Origin of the sequence: Streptomyces sp. NPDC051569 (genome assembly GCF_044454085.1) — a bacterium.
In the GTDB taxonomy this organism is placed as follows: Bacteria; Actinomycetota; Actinomycetes; order Streptomycetales; family Streptomycetaceae; genus Streptomyces.
Genome location: NZ_JBITDJ010000010.1, coordinates 24,521 through 46,719 on the forward strand (window position 1 = coordinate 24,521; position 22,199 = coordinate 46,719).

The 22,199-nt window shown below is 70.8% G+C and carries 20 protein-coding genes, 1 pseudogene and 1 CRISPR repeat array; of the genes and pseudogenes, 19 read left to right on the forward strand and 2 right to left on the reverse strand.

All coding sequences use genetic code 11. The features are described 5' to 3' along the window. Positions 1 to 169 precede the first annotated feature (169 nt). From casA to ACIBAE_RS16750, 8 genes are all read left to right on the forward strand, one after another. Positions 170 to 1,729 carry a type I-E CRISPR-associated protein Cse1/CasA gene (gene casA / locus ACIBAE_RS16715; RefSeq protein ID WP_399285569.1) on the forward strand — a complete coding sequence of 520 codons (1,560 nt, stop codon included), beginning with the start codon at positions 170 to 172 and terminating at the stop codon, positions 1,727 to 1,729. Continuing rightward, positions 1,726 to 2,418, forward strand: a complete 693-nt coding sequence (casB, locus tag ACIBAE_RS16720; RefSeq protein ID WP_399285570.1) for a type I-E CRISPR-associated protein Cse2/CasB — start codon at positions 1,726 to 1,728, stop codon at positions 2,416 to 2,418. The genes casA and casB overlap by 4 nt, the downstream gene beginning before the upstream one ends. Further along, a complete protein-coding gene (gene cas7e, locus ACIBAE_RS16725; protein WP_399285571.1) occupies positions 2,418 to 3,575 on the forward strand; it encodes a type I-E CRISPR-associated protein Cas7/Cse4/CasC in 1,158 nt (385 codons plus the stop codon). Before casB ends, cas7e begins: the two co-directional genes overlap by 1 nt. Next, on the forward strand, positions 3,572 to 4,336 hold the full coding sequence (gene cas5e / locus ACIBAE_RS16730; protein ID WP_399285572.1) for a type I-E CRISPR-associated protein Cas5/CasD: 765 nt from the start codon (positions 3,572 to 3,574) through the stop codon (positions 4,334 to 4,336). Before cas7e ends, cas5e begins: the two co-directional genes overlap by 4 nt. A 34-nt stretch (positions 4,337 to 4,370) precedes the next feature. After that, the gene (gene cas6e / locus ACIBAE_RS16735) at positions 4,371 to 5,024 is read left to right on the forward strand and encodes a type I-E CRISPR-associated protein Cas6/Cse3/CasE (protein ID WP_399285573.1); all 654 of its coding nucleotides are present in this window, start codon (positions 4,371 to 4,373) and stop codon (positions 5,022 to 5,024) included. Continuing rightward, positions 5,021 to 6,007 carry a type I-E CRISPR-associated endonuclease Cas1e gene (gene cas1e, locus ACIBAE_RS16740; RefSeq protein ID WP_399285574.1) on the forward strand — a complete coding sequence of 329 codons (987 nt, stop codon included), beginning with the start codon at positions 5,021 to 5,023 and terminating at the stop codon, positions 6,005 to 6,007. The genes cas6e and cas1e overlap by 4 nt, the downstream gene beginning before the upstream one ends. A gap of 2 nt (positions 6,008 to 6,009) precedes the next feature. Beyond that, on the forward strand, positions 6,010 to 6,366 hold the full coding sequence (gene cas2e / locus ACIBAE_RS16745; RefSeq protein WP_399285575.1) for a type I-E CRISPR-associated endoribonuclease Cas2e: 357 nt from the start codon (positions 6,010 to 6,012) through the stop codon (positions 6,364 to 6,366). Positions 6,367 to 6,459: 93 nt separating this feature from the next. Next, positions 6,460 to 7,403: a CRISPR direct-repeat array (repeat unit 29 nt; unit sequence CGGAACACCCCCGCGCGGGCGGGGAGGAC). 523 nt (positions 7,404 to 7,926) lie between these two features. Then, on the forward strand, positions 7,927 to 8,100 hold the full coding sequence (locus ACIBAE_RS16750; RefSeq protein ID WP_399285806.1) for a helix-turn-helix domain-containing protein: 174 nt from the start codon (positions 7,927 to 7,929) through the stop codon (positions 8,098 to 8,100). Between the two features lie 54 nt (positions 8,101 to 8,154). On the opposite strand, the gene ACIBAE_RS16755 is transcribed toward ACIBAE_RS16750, so the two are convergent. Further along, positions 8,155 to 9,309 (reverse strand): tyrosine-type recombinase/integrase, encoded by a 1,155-nt coding sequence (locus ACIBAE_RS16755; protein ID WP_399285576.1) that lies wholly within the window; start codon positions 9,307 to 9,309, stop codon positions 8,155 to 8,157. A gap of 95 nt (positions 9,310 to 9,404) precedes the next feature. Here ACIBAE_RS16755 and ACIBAE_RS16760 point away from each other — a divergent pair. From ACIBAE_RS16760 to ACIBAE_RS16790, 7 genes and pseudogenes are all read left to right on the forward strand, one after another. Beyond that, positions 9,405 to 9,569 (forward strand): annotated as a pseudogene (locus tag ACIBAE_RS16760) (pirin family protein); the annotation flags it as partial. Positions 9,570 to 9,728: 159 nt separating this feature from the next. Further along, positions 9,729 to 12,035, forward strand: a complete 2,307-nt coding sequence (locus ACIBAE_RS16765; protein ID WP_399285577.1) for a SpoIIE family protein phosphatase — start codon at positions 9,729 to 9,731, stop codon at positions 12,033 to 12,035. A 144-nt stretch (positions 12,036 to 12,179) separates the two neighbouring features. Then, positions 12,180 to 13,091 (forward strand): Rieske 2Fe-2S domain-containing protein, encoded by a 912-nt coding sequence (locus ACIBAE_RS16770; protein ID WP_399285578.1) that lies wholly within the window; start codon positions 12,180 to 12,182, stop codon positions 13,089 to 13,091. A gap of 285 nt (positions 13,092 to 13,376) precedes the next feature. Next, positions 13,377 to 13,994 (forward strand): N-acetylmuramoyl-L-alanine amidase, encoded by a 618-nt coding sequence (locus ACIBAE_RS16775; protein ID WP_399285579.1) that lies wholly within the window; start codon positions 13,377 to 13,379, stop codon positions 13,992 to 13,994. Between the two features lie 133 nt (positions 13,995 to 14,127). Continuing rightward, positions 14,128 to 14,808, forward strand: coding sequence for an ABC transporter permease (locus ACIBAE_RS16780; RefSeq protein ID WP_399285580.1), 681 nt, complete (start codon positions 14,128 to 14,130; stop codon positions 14,806 to 14,808). Beyond that, entirely contained in the window at positions 14,805 to 15,479 is a 675-nt protein-coding gene (locus ACIBAE_RS16785; protein ID WP_399285581.1) for an ABC transporter permease, read from the forward strand. The genes ACIBAE_RS16780 and ACIBAE_RS16785 overlap by 4 nt, the downstream gene beginning before the upstream one ends. Beyond that, positions 15,476 to 16,435: an ABC transporter substrate-binding protein gene (locus ACIBAE_RS16790; RefSeq protein WP_399285582.1), complete on the forward strand. Its 960-nt coding sequence runs from the start codon at positions 15,476 to 15,478 to the stop codon at positions 16,433 to 16,435. The genes ACIBAE_RS16785 and ACIBAE_RS16790 overlap by 4 nt, the downstream gene beginning before the upstream one ends. Positions 16,436 to 16,500: 65 nt before the next feature. Here ACIBAE_RS16790 and ACIBAE_RS16795 read toward each other — a convergent pair whose 3' ends face one another. Beyond that, on the reverse strand, positions 16,501 to 17,664 hold the full coding sequence (locus ACIBAE_RS16795) for an ABC transporter ATP-binding protein (protein WP_399285583.1): 1,164 nt from the start codon (positions 17,662 to 17,664) through the stop codon (positions 16,501 to 16,503). A gap of 163 nt (positions 17,665 to 17,827) precedes the next feature. Between ACIBAE_RS16795 and ACIBAE_RS16800 the strand changes: the two genes are divergently transcribed. The 4 genes from ACIBAE_RS16800 to ACIBAE_RS16815 all read left to right on the forward strand — a co-directional run bounded on the left by ACIBAE_RS16800 (position 17,828) and on the right by ACIBAE_RS16815 (position 22,185). Then, the gene (locus ACIBAE_RS16800) at positions 17,828 to 19,126 is read left to right on the forward strand and encodes an alpha/beta fold hydrolase (protein WP_399285584.1); all 1,299 of its coding nucleotides are present in this window, start codon (positions 17,828 to 17,830) and stop codon (positions 19,124 to 19,126) included. 502 nt (positions 19,127 to 19,628) lie between these two features. Further along, positions 19,629 to 19,937, forward strand: a complete 309-nt coding sequence (locus ACIBAE_RS16805) for a DUF5133 domain-containing protein (RefSeq protein WP_399285585.1) — start codon at positions 19,629 to 19,631, stop codon at positions 19,935 to 19,937. Between the two features lie 89 nt (positions 19,938 to 20,026). Continuing rightward, positions 20,027 to 20,995, forward strand: a complete 969-nt coding sequence (locus ACIBAE_RS16810) for an NADPH:quinone oxidoreductase family protein (RefSeq protein WP_399285586.1) — start codon at positions 20,027 to 20,029, stop codon at positions 20,993 to 20,995. Beyond that, positions 20,992 to 22,185: an acyl-CoA dehydrogenase family protein gene (locus ACIBAE_RS16815; RefSeq protein WP_399285587.1), complete on the forward strand. Its 1,194-nt coding sequence runs from the start codon at positions 20,992 to 20,994 to the stop codon at positions 22,183 to 22,185. The genes ACIBAE_RS16810 and ACIBAE_RS16815 overlap by 4 nt, the downstream gene beginning before the upstream one ends. Positions 22,186 to 22,199: the final 14 nt, after the last annotated feature.

A 22,199-nucleotide genomic window follows, 5' to 3' on the forward strand; every position in this document is an offset into this window, starting at 1 on the left:
GTCGTCAGCGCGAGCCGGACAGATGCCCCCACAACGGTGGGGAGCGGTGAGACGCGCTGTCCTCGCGCCCTGGTGTCACGTCAAGCCGGAACACCCCCGCGTCGGCGGGGATCACGAGCGCCTCAAGCTACCCCTGATTTCGGTCGCTACTGAAAGTCGAGGAAAGCACATGTCGGACCCGTCCCGCTACGACCTGCGGGAAGAGCCATGGAGCCCGGTGCGGGTCGCCGGCCGGTCCGAGCAGTTGGGATTCCGGCAGCTCTGCCTGCGGGCTCACGAGATCGACGACCTCGCTCTGCCCGTTCCCCCGGCGGCGTCCGCCCTGATGCGGGTGCTGACGGTGATCGCCGCCCGGATCACGGGTCTTGACGACCCCGATCTGTCTGCCGATGAGTGGCTCGCCCTCCGCCGGGAGGCCCTTGAGCGGCCAGGAGGATTCCTTCCCGATGCAGTGAGCGAGTACTTCGACGCTCCCGGCAGGGCTGACTGCTTCGGTCTCTTTGATCCGGTGCGGCCTTTCTTGCAGGACCCGGCGCTCGCGGATCAGTGTGAGAAGCGGGCGGGAGTCAACAAGCTGGCCGGCCGGGCGGCAGGCAACAACCCGGTCTGGTGGGGCCCGTTCGCCGATATCGACCCCCGGCCGCTGCCCGCTGACCAGGCCGCCTGGTACGTGCTGGTGCAGCACTTCTACGGGCCCAGCGGGCGCTGTTCCGCCCGCACGGTCGACGGGGAATCCGAAGCCAACAGCATGGCCGGACCCCTGCGTAAGACGATCTCCTTCCATCCGCTGGGCAGAAATCTGTACGAGTCGCTGCTGGCCGGTCTGCCGCGGCTGACCCAGGACGCTCCCGACGAGGATGATCTGTGCCCTTGGGAGGAGGACCAGGCGCCTGATCCGCGGAAACGTCCGGCTCCGGTGACCTGGCCGGGGCGCCTGCTCACGGGGCGGTCACGACACGCGGTGCTCCTGGTGGCTGGGGCGGACGGTCGTACGGCTACGGACGCGTATGTCACCTGGGGTACGAGGCACGCGCCGCTGGCGGCCACCGACCCTTTCGTGGTGATGAACACCGTGCGCTCCGGCGCCAACGCAGGAAAGCGTTACCCGCGCGAGGCGGACGGGTCCCGGGCTCTGTGGCGTGACCTCGACGCGTTGCTGCTCAAGAGCGACGAGGTGGCTGGATTCCGGCGACCGGCCGTCTTCGACGATCTCAACGACCTGCCGCCGGACCTGCGCGCGGCCCTGCGGGTGCGCGCCTACGGATTCGATCAGGACGGGCAGCAGGTCGACCGGTCCTGGTTCACCTCTGTGACCCCGCCGCTGCTGCGCTGGAGCGAGGAACAGGCCCCGAACGCCGCCCGCCGGATCTCGCTCTGCCGTGAGGCGGCGGAACAGATCGCGAACGCACTCGGCCATGCCGCTCGGGTCGCCTGGGCGGAAGCCACTCTCCCTCCACCCAGGGAGGGCACGAAGATCAAGCTTGACGCCAAGCGTCATGGTCCCTGGAAGCAACTGGCTTACGACGCCTACTGGCCGCTGGCCGAGCGGACCTTCTGGCACCTGATCGACGCCCCCGGCGCCCAGCCGTACCGCGCCTTCTATCAGGAGGCCGAGAAGGCTCTTCGCTCCGCGGTCGGCGGTGCGGTGAAGGAGCAGAAGGCGGCGAAGGCGCTGAACCATGCCTTGGCCATCGTGCGCAAGGTCATCCCGGCGAAGGAGACAGCATGAGCACCAGCAAGTCGTGGCGGTCCACCCGTGACGACCGCCGGGAGGGAAGGGACCGGTTCGTCGCCGAGATCACCGATCTGTGCGCCGACCGCGGGACCCGAGCGGATCTCCGCAGCGGACTGGGACGTCCGGTGAAGCAATGCGGGCGTATGCATCGGTATCTGGCCCGGCGAGTGCCCGAGAACTCCTACGGTGAACACGCCTACTACGCCGTTGCCGCACTGATCGCGGACCGGCCACGCTCCGTCCGGGACGCCCAGTCCGCGATCGCCGTTGTGCCGACGGACGAGAAGGCCGGGCAGGGGCGGGACTCAGGGGATGCCGACGACGCCTTGAAGGCTGCCCCGCTGCCTTGGAAGCGGCGCCCCAACCTCGGGACGAGCCTCGCGCTGGCCGTACGGGCGGGCATGAAAGAAGGCTCCGCCGAGTCCCATTTGCGTCTGCTCACCCGCCAGAGCTTCACCTCCGTCCACCCGCGTCTGCACTCGCTCGTGCGGTACGCACAGGACAAGGGTGCCGAGATCGACTGGGCCGTGCTGCTGGACGACCTGGTCGGCTGGGACACGAACCGCGACGCGGTGGCCACCCGCTGGCTCCAGTCCTTCTACCGCACCCTCAGCGGCGAGCCGCCGAACCGCACCCCCGACAGCGAGAACAACTCCGAGACTGAGAAGAGCGAGAACCGCTGATGGCCCTGTACATCGACCTGCACGTCCTGCAGTCCGTCCCGTTCGCCAACCTGAACCGCGACGACCTGGGTACCCCCAAGACCGTCCGGTACGGAAACGCCGACCGCATCCGTGTCTCCAGCCAGTCCTGGAAGCGCGAGATCCGCCACGAAGTCGAGGAGCGGCTCAACGAGTACGCCAAGCGGACCCGACTCGTTCCCGTCAAGGTCCGGCAGGCACTGGAAGAGGCCGGCTGGCCCAAGGAACTCGCCCAGTTCGCCGGAGAACAGGTGGCCCGATCGGCGGGCAAGGATGGGCTGAAGACCGAGGAGGGCGGCAAGACCTCCGTCCTGCTCTACCTGCCGCAGAGCGGCATCAGCGAACTCACCGCCCTGTGCCAGGAACACCGGCAGGCCTTGGAGACAGCCGCCAACAAGATCGCCTCCGCCAAGGACGCCAAGGCCCGGACGAAGGCCGCGTCCGAAGCCGTACTCCCCAAGGATCTGGTCAACGCCGTACTCAAGGGCCGCACCGCGACCATCGACCTCTTCGGCCGGATGCTCGCGGAACTGCCCGGAGGCAAGGTCGACGGCGCCGTGCAGGTCGCCCACGCGTTCACCGTCCACGGTGCCGATCCCCAGCGGGACTTCTTCACCGCCGTGGACGACTGGCTGCCCGACGACGAGACCGGCAGCGGCCACATGCAGACCGGCGAGTTCAGCACCGGCACCTTCTACCGCTACGCCACCCTGAACGTCACCGACCTGCTCAAGAACCTCGATCAGGACCGGGCCCGCGCCAAGGAACTCGTCACGCTCTTCATCGATGCCTACCTGATGTCCATCCCCCAGGCAAAGAAGAACAGCACCGCTCCTCACACCCTCCCCGACCTCGCTTACTACGCCGTCCGGGACCGCCGCCCGATCTCCTTCGCCGCCGCCTTCGAGCAGCCCGTACGCCCCCTGGCGGGGGGCTTCTCGGAAGCCGCCCGCCAGGAACTGCTCACCTACGCCTCCGCCGTACAGCGCCTGACCGGCGGCCACGGACGACTCACCCATGGGTACGTGAGCATCGACGACAAGCCGCTGGAAGGGCTCGGAGCCCGTCACGAATCCTTCGACGACTTCACCGGAGCACCGGTGACGACCGCCTTCGAAGCCCCGGAGGGCGCGCAGTGAGCGCACTCATTCTCCGGCTGGCTGGCCCGCTCCAGTCCTGGGGCGAACGCTCGGCGTTCAACACCCGCGACACCGCGCCCTTCCCGACCCGATCCGGCCTGATCGGAATGCTCGCCGCGGCCGAGGGACGCGGTCGGTACGCAGCACTGGACCGCTACGCGCCCCTCCGCGTCACGGTACGGATCGACCGCCCCGGTAATCGCGTCACCGACTTCCACACCGTCGGGGGCGGCCTGCCCGCCGCGCGCACCGTCCCCACCAGCGAAGGGGGTCGGCGAGCCCAGGACAAGTCGACCATGGTCACCCGCCGCCAGTATCTCGCTGACGCGGTCTTCACCGTCGCGTTGGAGGGTCCCGAGACGCTGACGGAACCCCTGGCCGCCGCCCTGGAGCGCCCCGCGTGGGCGCCGTACCTCGGGCGTCGCTCGTGCGTGCCCGACGAGCCCCTTCTCCTGCGCAGCGGTGTGACCGACCCGGTGGCCGAGCTTCGCCAGGCTGTCCCGCTCAGCCTGAAACGAGCCCCACGGACAGAACAGACCACCGTGCGGGTGGGGTTCGTCTGGGAGACGCAGCCACCGCAACTCCCCGCCGGCGCAACGCTGTACGAGATCACCGACGTCCCTGACAGCTTCGCCCCCGACTCCCGCCGCTACAGCTCCAGACGACTGTGGCGCACCGACGAAGACCTGTCGGCGGACCTCTACGCCGGACGCAGCCCCGCACGTCGAATCATCGACTACGCCCTGCGGGAGACGGCATGACATTCCACACCCCGGTACCCAGGAAGGACCGCCGGTGACCACCGCACTGCTCACCCGAATTCAGCTCAACCCCCGTCACCCGTCGGTCGTCAAGGACCTCGCCGACGCGGTCGGCCTGCATCGCACGATCATGCGTCTCGCGCCCCACGATCTGGGCGACCGGGCCCGCGAACGAGCCGGGGTGCTCTTCCGTCTGGACGAGAATGAGGACGGAGCCACACTTCTCGTCCAGACCCGCATCCCGCCCCGGCTCGGTGAGCTCCCCAACGGCTACGGTCGGGCCGACAGCCGCGACCTCGCTCCGATGTTCAAGGCCCTGGCAGTCGGCACCCAGGTCCGCTACCGCATCGCGGCCAACGCGTCCAAACGCCTTCGCCCCTCGGCCGAGCAGGAGGAAAAGGGCCACACGCGAGGGAACGTCGTACCCCTGCACGGTGAAGAGGCCACCGCGTGGTGGAGCCGTCGCTCCGCCGAGTCCGGACTCGACGTACACACCGTCCTTGCCACCTCGCTGCGCCCCGCCCAGGTCCGCAAAGGTCCCGGACCTCGCCATGCGCTCACCCGTTTCGACGGCACCGCGACCGTCACCGACCCCGAGGCGCTGGCGCACGCCGTCGTGACCGGCATCGGCAAAGGCAAGCCGTACGGCGCCGGCCTTCTCAGCCTCGCCCCCGCGAGCCGCGGATGAGCACCGGAGCCCGAAACGGCGACGCGCGGGCGCGACTGGCCGCGCCCACCCTCGCCATGCTGCCCAAGATCGCTGACTCGCTGTCGTTCCTCTACCTCGACCTCGTACGCATCGTCCAGGACGACACTGGTGTCTGCGCGCAGATCGAGACCAAACGCGGTACGGACACGGTGTACCTGCCCACCGCTGCACTTTCCTGCGTCCTGCTCGGCCCCGGTACGTCGATCACCGCCCGCGCCCTCAGCACCCTGGCCCGCCACGGCACCACGGTCGTCTGCACCGGATCGGGCGGCGTGCGCGCCTACGCCGGCATCCTGCCCGACTCGCTGACGACCACCTGGCTGGAAAACCAGGCCCGCGCCTGGGCCGACGAGGACTCCCGTCTCGACGTTGCCGTCCGCATGTACGAGCAGCGCTTCGGGACCGACGTTCCTGCGGGTACCACCCTGGCGCAACTGCGCGGGATGGAAGGTCAGCGCATGAAATCCCTTTACAAGCTCCTCGCTCAGCAGCACGGTATCGGCCGTTTCCGGCGCAACTACCACCCTGATCAGTGGGACCAGCAGGACCCCGTCAACCTCGCATTGTCTGCGGCCAACACGTGCCTGTACGGCGTTGTCCACGCGGCTCTGCTGGCCATGGGCTGCTCCCCGGCCCTCGGGTTCGTCCACGCGGGAACCCAACATGCCTTCGTCTACGACGTGGCAGATCTCTACAAGGCCGAAACGACACTGCCCCTGGCATTCGCGCTGCACGCCTCACCCAACCCCGACCAAGAAGCCCGGCGTAAACTGCGCGACGGATTCAGGCTCATCAAACTCCTGCCTCGCGTCGTCGGTGACATCCAGGCATTGCTCTCCCCGGACACCGACACGGACGACGACTCCGAACCGGACCGCCGGTCGGCCGACATGGTCCACCTGTGGGACCCGAAACTCGGAGTCCTGCCAGCAGGCGTCAACTACTCACCGGAAGACGCCTGATCATGCCCGCCATGGCCGTCATCGCCACCACAGCCGTCCCCGATAGCCTCCGAGGCGCGCTGAGCCGCTGGACCGTCGAGGTCACCCCGGGCATCTTCGTCGGCACTCTGTCCGCCCGAGTACGTGACCAACTGTGGAACGCGGTCACGGAAGTTGTCGGGGACGGCGCCGCGCTTCTCGTGCACCCCGCAGCAAACGAACAAGGTTTCGCACTGCGTACGGCCGGTACGCGTAGACGCCACCCGGTCGACTTCGACGGCCTGACCTTGATCAGGATGACGGCCCAACGCCGAGTCGGCGGCGATCAGGAACGCCTTGGACCTGAAAGCGAGGCGGGAGTGGGGGGAGAGCCTGTCTAGGGACCCGTGGGTCTGGAAGAGGACGAGCCTGGCAGCAATGTGCGCGACCTTGGCGGGGGAACCCCGATTGCCTGCGCCCGCCTAAAGCGGCCGATGGAAAACCCCGCGCAGGCGGGGAGGACGCCCCAGCCACGGCCTGCGCGTACCCCGCGACCGGAACACCCCCGCGCGGGCGGGGAGGACATGCACCCCTGGGGCTGTCACTTGCACTGGACCGGAACACCCCCGCGCGGGCGGGGAGGACCCGCTCGGGACGAACGGGAGTTCCTTCGTCAACGGAACACCCCCGCGCGGGCGGGGAGGACGTCAACTCGCCGTCCACCACGCTCGACCGGAACGGAACACCCCCGCGCGGGCGGGGAGGACGGCATCACCGTATGCGACCGGTGGCGTGCCGACGGAACACCCCCGCGCGGGCGGGGAGGACGTGACTGCCGCGGTGTTGACCGTGATGGTCGACGGAACACCCCCGCGCGGGCGGGGAGGACGTGACTGCCGCGGTGTTGACCGTGATGGTCGACGGAACACCCCCGCGCGGGCGGGGAGGACCTGGGCGCTGCGCCGTTTGAGGATGTGGCGGGCGGAACACCCCCGCGCGGGCGGGGAGGACTACCCCGAGGCCATCGCAACGGCGCACGACGACGGAACACCCCCGCGCGGGCGGGGAGGACCGCTACCTGGCCGACCCCGAAGGCTGAAAGTGCGGAACACCCCCGCGCGGGCGGGGAGGACGGTAGGGCAGGATCAGCGTTTTGTCTCAGGAGCGGAACACCCCCGCGCGGGCGGGGAGGACGCTTCAACGCCGCGTCCCGGAACTACGAGATGCGGAACACCCCCGCGCGGGCGGGGAGGACCCCCCGCCGAGTTCAACCTCATCCGCGACGAACGGAACACCCCCGCGCGGGCGGGGAGGACGTAGGCGCGGGCGAAGTGGATGCCGATGTGGGCGGAACACCCCCGCGCGGGCGGGGAGGACGCCGCTACCGCGCCAGGCCATCTGAAGCATGACGGAACACCCCCGCGCGGGCGGGGAGGACTCTTTTTGACCTGCGACTTAGCGGCGGCTTTGCAATCTCTTTGCCTGGGCGGTGGAATCGTGGTTCGGCATCCGTTCAGCCTAACGCGGCAGGCTGTGACTGAGTCCGCCGGCGCTCTCTCCGCCGACCCGAAACGTTCTGAGGCGCGGGCCCGTTGTGCCCGAGCGTATCGTGTTGCTGTGACGCCGTAGCCGTTCGGGATCGTCGCTCTGCCTTGTTCGCCCGAGTCGGGGAATGGAGCAAGAGGCACGATCGGTGGTCGTGTTCATGCGGCGCGATGGGAACTGGGTGGCCCTGTGGCCCTTCCATCTCCTGTCGTTTGCGGTACACCCAGAGCTGCGGGACCGCATACGTAAGCCGATCATCAGGCGCGGAACGCGGTCTCGGCGATACCGATGGTGGTGTGTAGCAAGTCCTCCCGGCATCTCCAAACCGGTCCGCACCGCTCAGAGTGCTGGACGCCCGAGTAGTTGCTCGGGAGTTCGGCTAGGGCGAGGGGTTGTTCGTGGTGGTGGCTCAGTTCATGGATGTGCGGGAGACGGCTGAGTATCTGAACATGTCGGTTCAGTGGGTGTATCGCGAGGCGTCGCGGGCCGGGTTGGCGTCGTACAGGTTCGGTGCGGGGCGGAACGCGAAGATTCAGTTCAGGGTGTCCGAGGTGCAGGCGTGGGTTCGGCAGCAGCGGGAGGGTGGCTGACTGGCCTGGTTGGGCGGGCTCTCGGAGCGTGATGTCGAGAGAGCCCGCCCACGGTCAGGCCGCCAGGCCGAGGTCCAGGATCTTGGCGGCCTTGCTGATGGAGCCCGGCATCAGATGGCGGTAGATCCTGAAGGTGATGTCGAGACTCCGGTGGCCCATCCACTCGGCCACGTCGGTGATGGGGATGTTGTGGGAGAGGCAGTTGGAGGCGAAGAAGTGACGGAAGCCGTAGACGGTCATGCCGTCCGGGACCTCGACGGATTCCGACTTCTTGATCCGCTGCCACTGGTTGGACAGGTAGTAGTACGGATACGGCTGGGCCGCGTTTCGGGGGTGACGGAGCAGGTATCCGTCGATGGTGCCGTAAATGTCGGCGTACCGTTCGATGCTTTGGCGGGCCCGGGCGGGAAGGGGGACGTCCCGGTATTCGCCGACCTTTCGGTGCTTCAGCCGGGAGTAGGTGTTGCTCGTCTGGTTGACCTGCTCGTGGACCCGGTACGTGTCGTCGGCGACGATGTTGTCCAGACGGACCGCCGCCGCTTCGCCGTTGCGCAGGCCGCATCCACTCATCAGGTCCGCGATGAGAGCGAATGCGTCGTCACCCGCATCCCGGAGACCGGCGAGTTGGGCCGGCGAGGGTATGACGGCGCGCTCCGGGTCGTACTGCGGGGGTTTGACGGACTCAAGGGGGTTGTCGTCGTACAGGCCGAGCCGATGGGCGGAGAGGAGGATGGCCTTCAGCTTGTCGAAGGCGTTGGCCTGCGTCGCGAGACCCACGCCGTCGCGTTCCATGGACACGATGAAGGCGTTGACCACCTTGAAGTCGAAGCTGCTCATCCGGCGGCTCTCGAACGCCGGCAGGAGGTGGTGGGTGAACAGCGAGTCGAGATGGCGCAGCGAACTGTCGGCGAGGTGGCGCTGCTCGCCGCGCCACTCCTCCGCGAAGTCGGCGAACCGCATGGGGGCGTACCTCTTGATGCGTTCGGCCTTCGCCTTGCCCCGGTTCTGGGACTTCTTGGCGCGGTAGATCTCGGTCAGCCGCTCGATGGCGTCGTCCTGGGTGGTGAAGCCGGACTCCTCGAGCTGTTTCTGGGTGGCGTCGCGGTACCTGATCTTGTAGAGGTGCGGGCACCTGGGCCAACGCGAGCGGGGGTGCTCGCAGTCCTTGAAGAAGCCGCCCATTCCGTGGGGGAGTGCCTTGGAGGCCATGGCTGTTCGTTCTCCTCAGTGCCAATGCTGACGTTTTGCTGACCGCCGAGGATGGATCACCCCCCTGAGCTGGGGAGAATCCGAAATCTTGTGATATGTGGTGGAACTTCGTCGGCAGGTCCCAGCAGGAGATCGAAGAGGCCCGACGGGACTGGACGGAGGGATCCGGCTTCGGCGAGGTGAAGGGCTACGACGGCGCCCGGCTGCCCGCTCCCGAACTCCCGCCGGTGGCGCTCAAACCACGGGGACGCGTGCGCTGACCTGCTCCGACGGCCCGGCCCTACGCCACCGTGCTCCCGGAGTTTCGCGTGCCGACCGTGGCGCGCGTCTTCCGGGGGAGCGCTTCGCCGTCTTCCGCTTCATGTCCGCACCCACCGCTCTGGTGGCGACGGAGCGGAGAGGATTCCTAAAATGGGACCATGCGCCCCGAGGATGTCCTGGCCGCGATCGGCGTGGGTCTGTGGGAGTGGGACAGCGCGGCCGACACCGTCGCCCTGGACCCGCAGGCGGCACGCCTCCTTGAGCTGCCCGAGGGATCAACGGACCTCCCGGCGGCGGCGGTGTTCAACCGCGTCCACCCGGTCGACCGGAACACCATCGACAGCACCATCCAGCTCGCCTTCGCCGAGGGCACCCTGGCCGAGTCCCGGATGCGGGTGATCAACGAGGCGGGTGAGGTCATCCGGACGATCCGGACCCGGGGCAGGCCCTACGACGCGGGAACGGCGCCGTCCGGCGACCGGCCCGAGCAGAAAATGGCGGGCAGCATCCACGAGGTCATCCCGTCGGCCGGGGGCGACGGCAGCGTGGAGGACCCGGTCACCGCGGACCGGCGCAGGACCCGGGAGGCGTTCCTGCTCGACGCGGGGCGGGCGCTGGCCGAGGCCCATTCCACCGCGGAGGTCCTGCGGGTGGCCGCGTCGCTGTCCATGCCCGATTTCCCCCCGGGCACGCTGGCGGTCTACCAGGCGGTGGGCGACCGGCTGAAGGTCACCGGCTACAGCGGGGACATGCCGGACGAACTGATCCCCTTCACGGACCTGCCGCTGGACACCAACTATCCGGCGGTGGACGTCATCCACAGCGGTGAGGCCATCTACCTCAGCGGCGCACGGGCCTACCGCAGCCGCTATCCCGCCGCCTGGCAGTACGCGGGGCGCTTCGGGCGGGGGGCCTGGGCCTTCGTACCGCTGACCGTCGGGAACCGGACGCTCGGCGTCTGGCGGGTCGCCTTCAACGAGGAGATGGCCTTCACCTTCGACGAGCGCGTCGTGCTGACGACGGTCGCCCGGATGCTGGCCCAGTCGCTGGCCCGCGCCGGGGTCACCGAATCGGAACGGCAGCTGGCGCTGGGGCTCCAGCGCTCGATGATGCCGACCACCGGCCCGGAGATCCCCGGAATGACGGCCATCGGGCGCTACGTGCCCACCGGAGGCAGCCTCCAGGTGGGCGGCGACTGGTACGACATGATCCCGCTGCCGGGTGGCTCCACCCTGGGGGAGGACAGCACCGGCCAGCGGTTCGCCCTGGTCATCGGGGATGTCGAGGGCCACGACGTACGGGCCGCCGGGCTGATGGCGGCCCTGCGGATCGCGTTGCGCGCGTACGCCTCCGAGGGGCACCGTCCGGACGCGGTGCTGGCCCGTGCCTCCCGCTTCCTGACCGGACTCCAGCCTGACGGTCCGTCGTCACCGGGGCAGGCGGGCTACGGCGAGCGGCCGTCGGGCGACGGCGTGCCGGTGGGCACCGGTGACCATCCCTTCGGCCCGGCCGACGCGGCGGATGACGCGCCGCGCTTCGCGACCTGCCTCTACGTGGAGGTGAATCCGCAGGACGGGACGCTCGACGTGGCGCGCGCGGGCCACCCCGACCTGTTCCTGCTGACCACCGACGGAACCGCGCTGGTCCGGCCCACGGCCGGCGGGCTACCCCTCGGGGTGGAAGCCGACGTGAACTACCCGACCACCCAGCTCACGCTGGAACCGGGCGAGACCCTGATGCTCTGCACGGACGGGCTGATCGAAGCGGTCGGCAGGGACTACACCGCGGGTGCCCAACGCCTCCAGCGGGTGATGGAGGAACACGGTGACCGGTCGGCGGACCAGCTCGCCGACGCGCTCGTCGGCAACGCCCGCGCCAGCGGGCCGTACTCCGGACCGGCTCGCCCGGTGAGCGGACGTGAGGACGACATCGCGCTGCTCCTGCTGGCGCGGGACAAGGCGTCCGTCGGCGCGGCAGGACGAGCCCCCCGGCGTACGGTCGCCACCATCGCGCAGGCCGAGCCGGAGCGGATCGCGGGCGCCCGGCGGCAGGTGCGGGATCTGCTGCAGGACTGGGCGGACGAGGAACGGGTCGACTCGGCGGAGCTGATGGTCTCCGAGATGGTGACCAACGTGCTGGTCCACACCGACGGGGACGCGCTGCTCGTCGCGGAGGCGGACGGCGAACCCGTACGGCGGCTGCGCGTCGAGGTCGCCGACAGCAGCGACGAGCTGCCGCACCGCCGCAGCCCCGGTGAACTGGCCTCCAGCGGGCGCGGACTGGTGCTGATGGAGGTGCTGGCCGACGCGTGGGGGGCCGATCCGCGCGGCGAGGGCAAGTCGATCTGGTTCGAGCTCTACGAGGACGGCGGGGGCCCCGAATCGTCCTCGGATCCGGCACCCGGCTCCGCACCCGAGGGGAGGTCCGCACCCGACGAGAGGTCCGCGCCCGAAGGCGCTCCATGAGCGCGACGGGCCCCTACCCGGCGATGCCACGACCGGGCCTCGCGGGGGCCGCTGGGGTGAGCCGCGCACGCGGCCGTTTCAGCTCCGGCCGCCGCGGCAAGACCTCCACTCATGCGGCTACCCTCAGCGATTTTCGCGAAGTCCGTGGTGCTTGCTTCCGACACCGACCGGGCGGATGGCCCCGCCGCCCGTCGCGCGGCCTCCCTCGTGCGGAGTCTCGACGCACTGGGTGAGGCCGAGCAGCTGGACGCGGTGATCAGGCCGATCCAGCGCGCGGTGCGTGCCCTGCCCCTGGGGCGCTACCGGGACGTGCTGCACGGCCGGCAGATCGGGCATCCGCTGCACCCCGTCCTGGTACAGATCCCGATGGGGGCATGGCTGTCCGCCGCTGTGCTGGACGCCGTGCCGGGCGCCGGGCGCGGTGCCCGCCTTCTCGTCGCGGTGGGCGTCCTCTCCGCCGCGCCGGCCGCGTGGGCCGGCTGGGTGGACTGGGCCGAGCAGCACGAGCGGCAGAAGCGCACCGGGCTGGTGCACGCGGCGTCCAACGCGATCGCCGTCGGTCTGTACGCCCGCTCGTGGGTGGTCCGCGGCCGCGGCCGGCCGGTGCTCGGAAGGCTGCTCGGCCTCGCCGGCCTGTGCGCGGTGAGCGCGGGCGGGATGCTCGGCGGACATCTCGCCTACCGGCTGGCCGCCGGTGCCAACAAGTCCGAGCCGGTGCCGCATCTGCTGTCGCCCGGCTGGCAGACACTGGGCCGGGTGTCGGACTTCCCGGTCGGTGAGGCGGTGCGCCACGAGCTGGGCGAGGTACCGCTGTTGGTGGTCCGTGAGGCGAGCGGTGACATTCACGTCCTGGCGGACCGGTGCAGCCACATGTCGGGCCCGCTGTCCGACGGCACGATCGCCGACGGCTGTGTCACGTGTCCGTGGCACGGCAGCGTCTTCCGGCTGTCGGACGGCTGGAACGTACGCGGTCCGGCCACCGCTCCGCAGCCCTCGTTCCAGACACGGGTGGGCGACGACGAGACCGTGCAGGTGCGGCTGCCCGGCGCGGGCTGACCGCCGCGGGACACGGGCGGAAGCCGTCCGCCGCCGTGGACGGGCCCCCGGCCGACAGCACGCCGGACCGGACGGCAGCGGCGGGGCCGGCCCGGATCCGTTCACCCGATCGGACGTGCATAAGCCCCGCGCGGCGCGCCGGACGTCCACGCTGAGTCCATGTGGCATCGAAGGATCAGCCGGGGAATGACATTTCTGCCGCTGGCTCTCGTGTTGACGTGCGCGGCTCCGGTACACACGACATCGGAGCCGCGGCACCGTCAGGCCGCACGCCGCCCGATCCCGATGGTGCCGGAACCCGCCATCACACGGCGGCGGGCGTGGCACGCGGACGAGAGCGCCGTACGGGAGAAGCCGTCCTACGCGACGTCCGTGCGGGTCGTGTTCCTTCACCACACCAATCACTCCAACGACTACGACTGCCGCGAGGACGTGCCGGAGATGCTCCGGTCCATGCAGGGACACCACCTCGACGAGGGGTGGGACGACCTGGGCTACAACTTCGTCGTCGACCGCTGCGGGAACATCTACGAGGGCCGCGCCGGCGGTGTGGACCGGGCGGTCCGTGGCTCGCACACCAAGGGGTTCAACGCCGGGAGCGCCGGCATAGCGGCGCTCGGCCACTTCGAGAAGGGGGAGCGGGTGCCGCGCCCCATGCTGGACGCGATCGCCGCCCTGGTGGCGTGGAAGCTGAGCCCCGGCGTCGATCCGAAGGGGCGGGTGCGGATGGTGTCCAGCAGTGACGTGAGCCGCTACCCGAAGGGGAGCCGGGTGCGACTGGACGTGATCTCGGGGCACCGGGACGGAGACGAGACGACCTGCCCCGGAGCGGCGCTGTACCAGGAACTGCCCTGGCTGCGGGAGACGGTGGCCCGGCTGCGGCAAGGACGACGGGTCCGCTGAGCCCCGTCCCGCACGCCGTGGGGGAGTCGTGGGGGGCGAAGGGGGGCACACCGACCTCCTCTTACGGCCCCCACGCGGCTCATACGGTCCAACACGACGCGCGGCCACCCGCGAACAGCGCTGCAATGGAAGGGTGACCGCGCCTCCGGACGACTGCCTCGCGCGCAACGAGTGGCTGTGCGGCGCCTACCTCTCCAGCCGCCGCCAGATTCTCTGGGAAGCGACGCTCCAGCATCTCCAGCTCACCGTCGTCCCGGTGCTGCTCGGCCTGCTGATCGCCGTCCCCCTCGCGCTGGCCGCCCGCCGCTGGCACTGGGCCGCCGGGCCCGTCCTCGGCATCACGACCGTTCTGTACACGGTCCCCTCGCTCGCGCTGTTCTCCCTGCTGCTGCCGGTGTACGGGCTCTCCGCCGCGCTGGTCGTCGCCGGGCTCGTCCTCTACTCGCTGACCCTGCTCGTCCGGAACATCCTGGCCGGACTGCGCGCGGTACCCGAGGAAACCCGGCAGGCGGCCCGGGGCATGGGATACGGACCGCTGCGGCTGCTGCTCACCGTCGAGCTGCCGCTCGCCCTGCCCGCCGCCATGGCGGGCCTGCGGATCGCGACGGTCTCCGCCGTCTCCCTCGTCACCATCGGCGCGATCGTCGGCCACGGCGGCCTCGGCAACCTCATCTACGCCGGGATGAACACCTTCTTCAAGGCCCAGGTGCTCACCGCGTCCGTCCTCTGCGTACTCATCGCCGTCGTCGCCGATCTGCTGCTGCTGGGACTGGGACGGCTGCTCGCCCCCTGGGCCCGGGAGCGCCGCACGTGAGCGCGCTCCCGTCCGCCTGGGCCTGGCTCACCAGTGCCGCCCACTGGTCGGGGTCCGACGGCATCTGGCACCGGCTCGGCGAACACCTCTTCCTCACCGCCGTCTGCCTCTCCCTCAGCTGCGCGATCGCACTGCCCGTCGCGCTGGGCCTGGGGCACCTCGGCAAAGGCGGCGCCCTGGCCGTCAACATCTCCAACGCCGGCCGGGCCGTCCCCACCTTCGCCGTCCTCGTCCTGCTGCTGCTCACCCCGGTCGGCGGGTACGGGCAGTGGCCGACGATCATCGCGCTGGTCCTGTTCGCGATCCCGCCGCTGCTCACGAACGCCTACATCGGCATGCGGGGCGTCGACCCCGATGTCGTACGGGCCGCGCGCGGCATGGGGATGACCGGTGGTCAGCTGCTGCGGCGGGTCGAGGCGCCGCTCGCCCTGCCGATGATCCTGACCGGTGTACGGATCGCGGCCGTCCAGCTGGTGGCGACCGCGACGCTCGCGGCTCTGGCGGGCGGCGGCGGACTCGGCCGGATCATCACCGCCGGATTCAATCTCGCCTCCACCCCGCAGGTCCTCGCGGGGGCGCTGCTCGTCGCCGTGTTCGCGCTGCTGGTGGAGGGGGTCTTCGAGCTGGTGCGGCGGCTAAGCCCGTCGTACGGACGAGATGGTTCCGGATGAGGACGCCGCGTACGGCCGTCGTCCTCGCCGCGCTCCTGACGGCGGCCACCGGCTGCGCCACGGGACCGTCGCTGGAGACCCGGGGGCAGGTCACCACGCCGCCCGGTGACAGCAGGCATCTGACCATCGGGTCGGCGGGCTTCACCGAGAGCGATCTCCTCGCCCAGATGTACGCGACGCTGCTGAACCGGGCCGGCTACCGGACCGAGATTCTGTCGGTCACCAACCGGGAGATCTACGAACCGGCCCTGGAGAGCGGCCAGATCGATGTCGTACCCGAGTACGCCGCGACCTTCGCGAACTGGCTGAACGCCAAGACCAACGGCGCGGGCGCCGAGCCGGTCGGCTCGCCCGACCGGCACGCGACGATGAGGGCGCTGCGTTCGCTGGCGTCGGCACGCGGCCTGACCGTCCTGGCCCCCGGCCGGGCGGTCGACCAGAACGCCTACGCCGTCGCCGCCTCCTACGCGCGTGAGCACCGGCTCAGGACCCTCAGCGATCTGGGCAGGTCCGGGCTGCCGGTACGGCTGGCGGCGGGCGACGAATGCGTTCAGCGCCCGTACTGCGAGCCGGGCCTGAAGAAGACGTACGGCATCGACGTCACCGGCGTCGACCCCAAGGGTGTCGGCACCACCCCGGCCAAACAGGCCGTCCAGCGTGGTCAGGACCAGCTGGTCCTGACCACGAGCACCGACGCGACGCTCGACCAGTTCGGGCTCGTCCTTCTCACGGACGACAGGCACCTCCAGGACGCGGACCACATCGTTCCCGTCGTCAACCGCTCCCGGGCCGGCGGCCGGGGCGTCGCCGCGGTACTGGACCGGCTGAACACCGTGCTGACCACCAAGGACCTGGCCGCGCTGAACCGGCAGGTCGACAGCTGGCGCCGGCTGCCCGAGGACGTCGCCAGGAAGTACCTGAGGTCCAAGAACCTGATCCCGCCCGCTGCCCCGTGATCCCGCCCGCTGCCCCGTGATCCCGGCCGACCCGCCCGGGCCCGCGGAAGGCCCCCGCGCCCGGCTCAGGCGTCCGCCACCGAGTCGAAGTCGACCTCGTCGCGGCCGATGCCCTGGGCGTCCGCGTCCACCGAGCGGCGCAGTGCCTCGTGCAGCTTCGCCGGGGTCAGCACCCCGAGGAAACGGGCCCCGTCCAGCACCGCCACCCAGCCCGCGTCGTGCTGGAGCATCTCGCTGAAGGCCTGCTTGAGCGGCGAACCGACCGGCACCCACGCCTCCATGCGCCGCGCCAGCTCACCCACCGAACCCTGCTCCCCGGCGATCGCCAGCGCGTCCGCCGACACCCAGCCGTGCAGTTCACCCGCGCCGTTCAGCACCACCGCCCAGCGCGCCCCCTCGGCGCGCATCCGCGCCGCCGCGTCCCGGGCCGGCTCATGTGTCCTCGCGACCGGTGTCCCCTCCAGGTCGGCCGGCTCGACGGCGGTGACCGACAGCCGCTTCAGCCCGCGGTCCGCGCCCACGAACCGCGCCACGTAGGGCGTCGCGGGCGCGCCGAGGACAGCGGCCGGGGTGTCGTACTGCTCGATGCGCCCCTGCCCGTACACCGCGATACGGTCCCCCATCCGCACCGCCTCCTCGATGTCGTGCGTCACCAGGAGGACCGTCTTGCGGACCGTCGCCTGCAGCTTGAGGAATTCGTTCTGGAGCCGCTCCCGCACCACCGGGTCGACCGCGCCGAACGGCTCGTCCATCAGCAGCACCGGCGGATCGGCGGCAAGCGCGCGCGCCACGCCCACCCGCTGGCGCTGCCCGCCCGACAGCTGCGCCGGATAGCGCGGACCGTACGTCGCCGGGTCGAGTCCCACCAGATCGAGCAGCTCCGCCGCCCGTTCGCGTGCCTTCGCCTTCTTCCAGCCGACCAGCACCGCCACGGTCGCGGTGTTGTCGAGGACCGTCCGGTGCGGGAAGAGACCGACCTGCTGGATGACGTAGCCGATACGGCGGCGCAACTGGACCGGATCGGCCCCGGCGATGTCCCTGCCGTCGACGAGGATGCGCCCCGAGGTGGGCTCGATCAGCCGGTTCACCATCATCATCGTGGTCGTCTTGCCGCAGCCGGACGGCCCCACCAGGGTCACCAGTTCACCCTCGCGCACGTCGAACGACAGCTCGTCGACGGCGGCCGTACCGTCCGGGTAGACCTTGCTGACCTGCTCGAACCGGATCATGGCCTCACGCTAGGAGCGGCCGGGTCCCGGCGCACACGGGCCGCGACCGACCGAGTCACGCCCCGCCGCCCCGCGTCGGCCCTCCGTACGGAGGCCGGACACGAGTGTGCTGAACTGTCGGGCGTGACTGCCCCCGCGAGGGCGATCGAGCAGAGGAGCCTCCTTGACCAGCTACCGCCAGCCCGGCGTCGTTCTCACCGACCACCGTTTCACGGTCCCGCTGGACCACGGCGACCCGTCGGGCGAGCGGATCGAGCTGTACGCGCGCGAGGTCGTCGCCGGCGCACACGCCGACGCGGACCTGCCCTGGCTCGTCTACCTGGAAGGCGGCCCGGGCAGCGGCGCGCGCCGGTTCGTCGGACAGCAGGCGTGGCTGGGCCGCGCCCTGAAGGAATTCCGGGTGCTCCTGCTCGACCAGCGCGGCACCGGCCTGTCCACCCCCGCCAACCGACAGACCCTGCCGCTGCGCGGCGGCCCCCGGGAGCAGGCCGACTATCTCGCCCACTTCCGCGCCGACTCCATCGTGCGCGACTGCGAGATCATCCGTCCGCAGCTGACCGGCGGCGCCCCCTGGACCGTGCTCGGCCAGAGCTTCGGCGGCTTCTGCGCCGTCCGCTACCTCTCCGCCGCCCCCGAGGGCCTGCGTACCGTCCTGATCACCGGCGGTCTGCCGTCGCTGGACGCCACGGCCGACGAGGTCTACCGCGCCGCGTATCCGCGCATCGCGCGCAAGGTGGAGGCGCACTACGCCCGCTATCCGCAGGACATCGGCCGGGCCCGCCGGATCGTGGAGCACCTGGCCGAGCACAGCCCCGTCCTTCCCACCGGCCACACCCTCACGCCGGAGGTGTTCCAGTCGCTCGGCATCATGCTCGGCGGCGGGGACGGCAGTCACGAGCTGCACTACCTGCTGGAGGACGCCTTCGTGCCGTCCCCGGGCGGCCGGACCCTGTCCGACGCCTTCCAGGAGAACATGGCCGCGGCCCTCTCGTACGCCGGACGCCCGCTGTACGCCGTGCTCCACGAGGCGATCTACGCCCAGGACAAGCAGCCCACCGACTGGGCCGCCGAGCGCGTCCGTGGCGAGTTCGCCCGCTTCGACGCCGCGAACACCCTGGCCGGGGACGGCCCGCTGTACTTCACCGGCGAGACCATCCACCCCTGGCACTTCGAGCACGACCCCGCGCTGCGCCCGCTGCGCGAGACCGCCGAACTGATCGCCGCCCGGACCGGGTGGACCCCGCTGTACGACACCGGCCGGCTGGCGGCCAACGAGGTGCCCGTCGCCGCCGCCGTCTACCACGACGACATGTACGTCGACACGGAGCACTCCCTGCGCACCGCGCGTGCCATCCGCGGCCTGCGCACCTGGGTGACGGACGAGTACGAGCACGACGGCGTGCGGGCGGGTGGCGGCCACGTACTGGACCGGCTGCTGGCGCTCGTACGGGACGAGGTGTGAGGCACGGGCCCCGCCCGTCCCGCACGGGGCGCGGGCCCTGTCCGTCCCGTACGGGACGCGGTCCGAGGCGCTGAGACCGTCCCGGTGAGCGGTGCGGAGCCCCCGCTCTCCGCCCTGCCCGGCCCGCCGTTCACCCGGACAGGAGCTCGCTGCTCCAACACCGCACGTACATCGAGGTGTTGACGGGCGAGGATCCGGAGACGTACTGCCGTACCCTGCTCGCCTCCCATGCCCAGGCCGGGGCGCCGCGATTCGGCGGCCGGCCTGCGGTGTCCTTCGAGGTCGTCGCCCGCTGAGGCCCGCTTCGGCCCGCTGAGGTCCGCTGAGCTCCTCCGGGAATCGCCCGGGGTCCCCGCCGGGGCTCGTCGAGCGGATGCGGGACGGCGGGGGGAGAATGGAAGGCGGGGGACTGGTGCTCAGCTGTGCGCGGGGCCGGTCCCGTCCCACGCCGCCCCGGCGGCCCAGGCGTACCTGAAACCCTGGGCGGGCGGGCGCGACTCCGATGCTGGAGGTGCTCGACATGCTGCTGCCGGACAGACATCTGGTCGCCGATCTGCTGAGCCGTTACCGGGCATGGGAACGGCTGGTCCTCGCCGACCCGCTCGACGCGGCGAAACGAAGCCGCTTCGAGGACGTGGCGTACACCTTGTGCGTGCTCATGGGGCAGCGCACCGCGCGTGAGGCGATCTGGCAGGCGGAGTCGTACCTGCGCCGGATACGGCCCGTGCCGATCTTCCCGGAGGGAGCGGAGACACCCGCGCCGGGAGTCCACGGGTCCACCCACGACCGGGTCAGCGCGACCGGTCCGTGACCGGCCGGGCCGGGGTGTTCCCCACCGGGCAAGCGACCGCTTAGTATGCGGGAGAGTCGCAGGACTGCCCATCGTGTGGAGGCTCCGAAATGCAGGCATGGCGTGTGCACCGGAACGGCGAACCGGGCGAGGTGATGCGGCTCGAAGAGGTGGAGCGCCCGGTGCCCGGCCAGGGGCAGACGCGGTTGCGGGTCCGGGCCGCGAACATCAACTTCCCCGATGCCCTCCTCTGCCGGGGCCACTACCAGGTGCGCCCGCCGCTGCCGTTCACCCCCGGGGTGGAGATCTGCGGTGAGACGGAGGACGGGCGCCGGGTCATCGCCACTCCCGCCCTGCCGTACGGCGGTCTCGCCGAGTACGTCGTCGCCGACGCGGCGGCCGTCCTGCCCGCGCCCGAGGCGCTGGACGACGCGGAGGCGGCGGCCCTCAACATCGGCTACCAGACAGGCTGGTTCGGTCTGCACCGGCGGGCCCGGCTCCAAGCGGGCGAGACACTGCTCGTACACGCGGCGGCCGGGGGGGTCGGCAGCGCCGCCGTACAGCTCGGCAAGGCCGCAGGAGCCACCGTCATCGGTGTGGCCGGAGGCCCAGGCAAGGCACGCGTCGCCCGCGAGCTGGGCTGCGACGTGGTGATCGACCGCCGTACGGACGACATCGCCGCCGCCGTGAAGGAAGCCACCGGCGGCCGGGGCGCGGATGTCGTCTACGACCCGGTGGGCGGCGACGCCTACACCAGCTCGACCAAGTGCGTCGCCTTCGAGGGCCGCATCGTGGTCGTGGGCTTCGCCGGCGGAGTCGTCCCCGCCCCCGCCCTCAACCACGCGCTGGTGAAGAACTACTCGATCATGGGCCTCCATTGGGGCCTGTACCACGCGAAGGACCCGGCGGCGGTCCTGCGCTGCCACCAGGAGCTGACCGAACTCGCCGAGCGGGGCGCGATCAAGCCGCTCATCAGCGAACGGGTGCCGATGAAGGGCGCCGCCGACGCCGTCCAGCGCGTCGCCGACGGCACCACCACCGGACGCGTGGTGGTCATTCCGGAGGGGGGGACCCGATGACCGACGCCGCCGATCTGCGCGGGCGCACGGGGCAGTTGCTCGCCGAGCATCCGCCGGCCGCCACCGGCCGCACCGACTTCCTCAGGGCCCGCTTCGACGCCGGACTCGCCTGGGTGCACTACCCCGCCGGACTCGGCGGGCTCGACGCGCCCCGCTCCCTCCAGGCCGTCGTGGACGCTCAACTGTCCGCCGCCGGCGCACCCGACAACGATCCGCGCCGGATCGGCATCGGCCTCGGCATGGCCGCCCCGACCATCCTGCGCTACGGCACCCAGGAGCAGAAGGAACGCTTCCTGCGGCCCTTGTGGGTCGGCGAGGAGGTGTGGTGCCAGCTCTTCAGCGAGCCCGGCGCCGGCTCCGACCTGGCAGCGCTCGCCACCCGCGCGGTACGCGAGGGCGACTCCCCGACCGGCGACTGGATCGTCAACGGCCAGAAGGTCTGGACATCGAGCGCCCACATCGCCCGCTGGGCCATCCTCATCGCCCGTACCGACCCTGACCTGCCCAAACACCGGGGCATCAGCTACTTCCTCTGCGACATGACCGACCCCGGTGTCGAGGTGCGTCCGCTGCGCCAGATCACCGGAGAGGCCGAGTTCAACGAGGTCTTCCTCACGGACGTACGCATCCCCGACACGCACCGCCTCGGCGAGATCGGCGCGGGCTGGCACGTCGCCCGGACCACCCTGATGAACGAGCGCGTCTCCATCGGCGGCGCCCGGCTGCCGCGCGAGGGCGGCATGATCGGTCCCATCGCCCGCACCTGGCGCGAGCGGCCCGAGGCGCGCACCCACGAGCTGCACCAGCGGCTGCTCACGCTCTGGGTGGAGGCCGAGGTGGCCCGCCTGACCGGCGAACGGCTGCGCCAGCAGCTCGTCGCCGGAGAGCCGGGCCCCGAGGGCAGCGGCCTGAAGCTCGCCTTCGCCCGGCTCAACCAGGAGATCAGCGGCCTGGAGGTGGAACTGCTCGCCGACGAAGGCCTGCTGTACTCCGACTGGACCATGCGCCGTCCCGAGCTGGTCGACTTCACCGGGCGGGACGCCGGCTACCGCTATCTGCGCTCGAAGGGCAACTCCATCGAGGGCGGCACGAGCGAGGTACTGCTGAACATCGTCGCCGAGCGCGTCCTGGGCCTGCCCCCGGAACCGCGCGACGACAAGGACGTCGCCTGGAAGGATCTGACCCGATGAGTACGGGCACCGAC

What these genes read in the sequence shown, in the direction of transcription:
- ACIBAE_RS16815 (WP_399285587.1), top strand. Translation starts at nt 20,992, where the DNA reads ATGACCGACGCCGCCGATCTGCGCGGGCGCACGGGGCAGTTGCTCGCC.
- cas7e (WP_399285571.1), top strand. Translation starts at nt 2,418, where the DNA reads ATGGCCCTGTACATCGACCTGCACGTCCTGCAGTCCGTCCCGTTCGCC.
- ACIBAE_RS16795 (WP_399285583.1), bottom strand. Translation starts at nt 17,664, where the DNA reads ATGATCCGGTTCGAGCAGGTCAGCAAGGTCTACCCGGACGGTACGGCC.
- ACIBAE_RS16790 (WP_399285582.1), top strand. Translation starts at nt 15,476, where the DNA reads ATGAGGACGCCGCGTACGGCCGTCGTCCTCGCCGCGCTCCTGACGGCG.
- ACIBAE_RS16810 (WP_399285586.1), top strand. Translation starts at nt 20,027, where the DNA reads ATGCAGGCATGGCGTGTGCACCGGAACGGCGAACCGGGCGAGGTGATG.
- ACIBAE_RS16805 (WP_399285585.1), top strand. Translation starts at nt 19,629, where the DNA reads ATGCTGGAGGTGCTCGACATGCTGCTGCCGGACAGACATCTGGTCGCC.
- ACIBAE_RS16755 (WP_399285576.1), bottom strand. Translation starts at nt 9,309, where the DNA reads ATGGCCTCCAAGGCACTCCCCCACGGAATGGGCGGCTTCTTCAAGGAC.
- ACIBAE_RS16775 (WP_399285579.1), top strand. Translation starts at nt 13,377, where the DNA reads ATGGTGCCGGAACCCGCCATCACACGGCGGCGGGCGTGGCACGCGGAC.
- cas1e (WP_399285574.1), top strand. Translation starts at nt 5,021, where the DNA reads ATGAGCACCGGAGCCCGAAACGGCGACGCGCGGGCGCGACTGGCCGCG.
- cas2e (WP_399285575.1), top strand. Translation starts at nt 6,010, where the DNA reads ATGCCCGCCATGGCCGTCATCGCCACCACAGCCGTCCCCGATAGCCTC.
- casA (WP_399285569.1), top strand. Translation starts at nt 170, where the DNA reads ATGTCGGACCCGTCCCGCTACGACCTGCGGGAAGAGCCATGGAGCCCG.
- ACIBAE_RS16765 (WP_399285577.1), top strand. Translation starts at nt 9,729, where the DNA reads ATGCGCCCCGAGGATGTCCTGGCCGCGATCGGCGTGGGTCTGTGGGAG.
- ACIBAE_RS16750 (WP_399285806.1), top strand. Translation starts at nt 7,927, where the DNA reads ATGGATGTGCGGGAGACGGCTGAGTATCTGAACATGTCGGTTCAGTGG.
- casB (WP_399285570.1), top strand. Translation starts at nt 1,726, where the DNA reads ATGAGCACCAGCAAGTCGTGGCGGTCCACCCGTGACGACCGCCGGGAG.